This is a genomic window from Thermoplasmatales archaeon, assembly GCA_014361245.1.
In the GTDB taxonomy this organism is placed as follows: domain Archaea; phylum Thermoplasmatota; class E2; order UBA202; family JdFR-43; genus JACIWB01.
Genome location: JACIWB010000072.1, coordinates 1 through 3687, shown reverse-complemented (window position 1 = coordinate 3687; position 3687 = coordinate 1). Strand labels below are relative to the sequence as shown.

The window sequence follows — 3687 nt, the reverse complement described above, 5'->3', positions numbered from 1 at the left end:
TCTGAATTAGTAAATAATTGGGCAGATTTATGATACCATCTGCCATGCTTCATTATTCTGCATAGTAAAGAATTATGGCAATCATAATTTCTATCTTTTTCTTGTCCCAGCAAAAGATATTTTTTCCTAACTAATTATATTAATTGGTGTAGCATTTCTTATTTTTTAAATTTTCAAATTCTTGATATTGCCTATCTACATTTCCATAAAAAATTTAAATATTCGAGCAATATTACAGATTGTGGGAGCATGGTGTAGCCAGGGATCATTGCGGGCTCCAGTTATGGGGATGATTTAAAGAGGGTCATCCGAAATATGAGGAATAACTGGAGCGATGACCCATAGAAGAGACCCGCCGACCTGGGTTCAAATCCCAGTGCTCCCACTTTAAGAGTGATAAAAATGAAAATAAATGCGAGAATAATATTGTGTATGCTTGTAGTAATTGCAGGGATAGCCTACTATCTGCTGTGGAATCTAAAATATAATGCATGGACTGATATAGGCATCTATTCAGTGACCATCTTCTTTGTTGGCTTTGGTGTTTTTGGTCTGCTATACAGTGCCATTAAAACTGGAAAGGATAAAGTATGAAAAAAATTTTTGTTATTGCAATAGCATTCATTCTTTTTCCCTTTTCTTTTAATAATGGAAAGAGCCAAACAAGAGAGATATTTCCTGTAATAGTAAGCGATGAAAATCCTTTTTACGCCTTAATAGCTACTCCCGCCGCACTTTTTTACGATGAAAATATTCATGTAAAGCCACTGCTTGTTGAAAACTTTTCCAATCCATCAAAAGCTGTTGAGAGATTTAAAAGATTATATGAAATGAATGACACTATAATAATTTCAGATAAAGATGTTGTGAATGCGAGCATTGATATTTCAAAAATATGGAAAAGAAGCGATGAGGCAATAATAATAAAAAATAATCTTGAAGGATATAAACTTGGAGTTGCAATTGCATGCTTGGGAAGTTATAAGAATATTCCAATTTTTGTTGCAAATAAAATAGGAGAAATAGAAGAAAGATTGAAAGAAATGGGAATTAAAAGGACTTATGTATGCGGTGATATAGATGGATATGGAGAGGCCATAAAATTTGGGAGTATAGAAGAAGTAAATGATTTTATGATTAAATTTTTAAAGGAAAAATTTGGAGAAATAAAATACATCGTAATTACAAATCCGATTGATATAGAAAATGCAAGGGTTATTGAAAAAATTGAATATAATTTTTCTGGGAAGATAAACTCAGGAAGCACATTACATGGTTTAAATATTTTAAAATCAGGTTTTAACTATTCCTCAACCCATAATTTTAGAGTTCCATATGATGGATTTGTAGTTATAAGAATAGAACTAATAAATAAGGATAGCGGGGATGTTGAAAAATGGGGAGACAGGCTTTTCCTCCATTTATCTACTCCAGATAATATAACTTTTCTATACGCCTCCACCGCAGGGGGCGTGCCCGAAATAGATGAGAATGGAAATATAACAACAGATAAGCTCGTTTATCAAACATGTATCTTTAATAAGCCAGGGGAATACACGGCGGAGGTAATAGGGACATGGATAGTTAAAAGACAGGGAGAATATGAAATGAAAATAGAGATAGAAAAGGTTGATAGAGGAAATTTTCCGCTTATGAGGGATTTATCTTCTCTTGCAAGCTATGTTGCTTCCTATCATAAAGGTATTGTTTTTGCGGATGATTTTTCCTTTGCCGGGGGAGAAAACACAGATATAGAGGGGTTAATTTATCCTGTATCAAATGAAAAACTTGTTAAGCCATGCAATGAGCATATTTTAAAAATTCATGAAAAAATAAATTCATTGCTTATGAATATATCTGGATTGAAGAATTTAAAGGATTTGCAACAGTACTATGCCAATAATCCAGCTCATATTGCAATAATGGGTGATACAACAATGATTCCTATGTTTTACTACAATAACCCAGATAGTGACTATGTATCGGGGCAAGGAACTGCAAGTGATTTTATATATGGAGATATTGATCCAAATCCAGCAGATTTAGAAAATGATTCATTTACATATTATCCATTCCAGGAAAATGCTGTCGGAAGAATAACGGGATATGATGCCCAGGATTGCTCTGCTCTTATTGCAAGAACAATATTTTACACTCATATAGTAGATAAACTTGGGGAATGGAAGAATAATGCAACAGTTCAGACTGGAACAGGTATAGAATTTCAGATGATTCCAGTAATTTCTCCTCTAATGAATATTTTAAAAAGTTTTATAGGTTTTGGGCCTGTTAGAAATGAGCCAACAAAATTTCCAACTGGGGAGAGTAAATTCATAAATGAGAGAATAAGCGATGACTTTTCCAGAAACGGATTCAATGTTTTTTCGGCAAAAGGATTGGATGCGCAGAGAGTTGGTTTATTGATTAACAGAAAGGGAGGAGAATATCAACTAAAAAGCAATTATATTTTTGCTTTCAATCATGGAACATATTATTTATATGAGGCAGGTGATATGCTTGAATTTGATCAGTTTGGTCTGGGGTTGAAGACAGGATTATCAGGCAAGGGAAGTTTTGATGTAAGACATGTTATAAATATGGAATATAATCCAAGTGTTGCATTTATAGAAAGCTGCTTAGTAGGAAAAATAGAGGGATTAATTCCTGAGAATTGCTTAAGCCAGACATATATTCATGCGGGCGTAAATTCATTTGTTGCATCAACTCGCTACACCGCTGACCCTGGATATCTTGAGCCCGGCTTAATTTTTAAGGGATTTGGAATTTATGGATATATAAATGCATCGATTAATCTAAAAATGCATGGAAAATATCCCGATTTGCATTTTGGCGCCCTCCTTGCGGAAGATTTTATAATTGACTTAATAGAAAACAATTCTTCTGTTGGAATTGCACTCAGAAATGCAAAAAATAAATATCTACCAAAAGATGCGAATTCGACTTTCCTATGGACACCTCCTCTATACTTTTCTGGTGATCCCTTTGAAGTAATAGGGTGGAATTTTCAGCCTGAGGAAACAAATGCTCTCGATAAAAAATATGTTTGCCTGCACGAATTCACCCTATATGGTGACCCGGCATTCAATCCTTGCAGTATTTCCGAATGTTGTGTTAGATTTTGATTTTTGCAATCAAATTTTTTGCAAAAAAAATAAAAAATTTTTTATCAATTTAATTTAATTGTTCTGAAAACAAAAAATCAAAAAATAATTTCTTCTCTATAAAAATATTAGCGAAAGATAGTCCTATAACTTTCGAGATAAATTATTAAAAAATTTTGATGATTTTTTCATCGATTCTTTTAGCACAATTGATATTACATAGAACTTTTCTTTGCTTTATTAAATCAAGAATAGAATCTTTCCACTTTTCAGCTATTATAGAAATAAATTCTCTTATAAAGTACCACAGATTATAAAGGATAGCAGAAAATATGAAAAAGAAAAACCTTATAATAGGATTCTCTGTCTTCGTTTTTATCATAAAATTCTCTTGAGCATCTCTATAAAAATTTTCTATGTTCCATCTTCTCCTATATAGATCTGCGAGACTAAGAATATTTGATTCATCAATTTCAATGTTTGTGCAGAAAACATCGAAATTTTTCCAATTTTCTTTATATTTGTTACCATTTGGAATGAAGAACAAGTTTGTTTTTATTTCTTC

The 3687-nt window shown here is 32.4% G+C and carries 3 protein-coding genes and 1 tRNA gene; 3 read left to right on the top strand and 1 reads right to left on the bottom strand.

Features of this window, described 5'->3' with window-relative positions:
• Positions 1-243 precede the first annotated feature (243 nt).
• The 3 genes from H5T45_07400 to H5T45_07390 all read left to right on the top strand — a co-directional run bounded on the left by H5T45_07400 (position 244) and on the right by H5T45_07390 (position 3143).
• Positions 244-385, top strand: a tRNA-Trp gene (locus H5T45_07400).
• Positions 386-402: 17 nt separating this feature from the next.
• Positions 403-594 (top strand): hypothetical protein, encoded by a 192-nt coding sequence (locus H5T45_07395; protein MBC7129524.1) that lies wholly within the window; start codon positions 403-405, stop codon positions 592-594.
• Complete coding sequence (locus tag H5T45_07390) at positions 591-3143, top strand: hypothetical protein (GenBank protein MBC7129523.1); 2553 nt, start codon at positions 591-593, stop codon at positions 3141-3143. The genes H5T45_07395 and H5T45_07390 overlap by 4 nt, the downstream gene beginning before the upstream one ends.
• A gap of 145 nt (positions 3144-3288) precedes the next feature.
• Here the strand turns inward: H5T45_07390 and H5T45_07385 are convergent.
• The coding region (locus H5T45_07385) for a transposase (GenBank protein ID MBC7129522.1) at positions 3289-3687 on the bottom strand (399 nt) is incomplete at its 5' end.

Coding starts and splice junctions, on each gene's coding strand:
- H5T45_07390 (MBC7129523.1), top strand. CDS start 591: ATGAAAAAAATTTTTGTTATTGCAATAGCATTCATTCTTTTTCCCTTT.
- H5T45_07395 (MBC7129524.1), top strand. CDS start 403: ATGAAAATAAATGCGAGAATAATATTGTGTATGCTTGTAGTAATTGCA.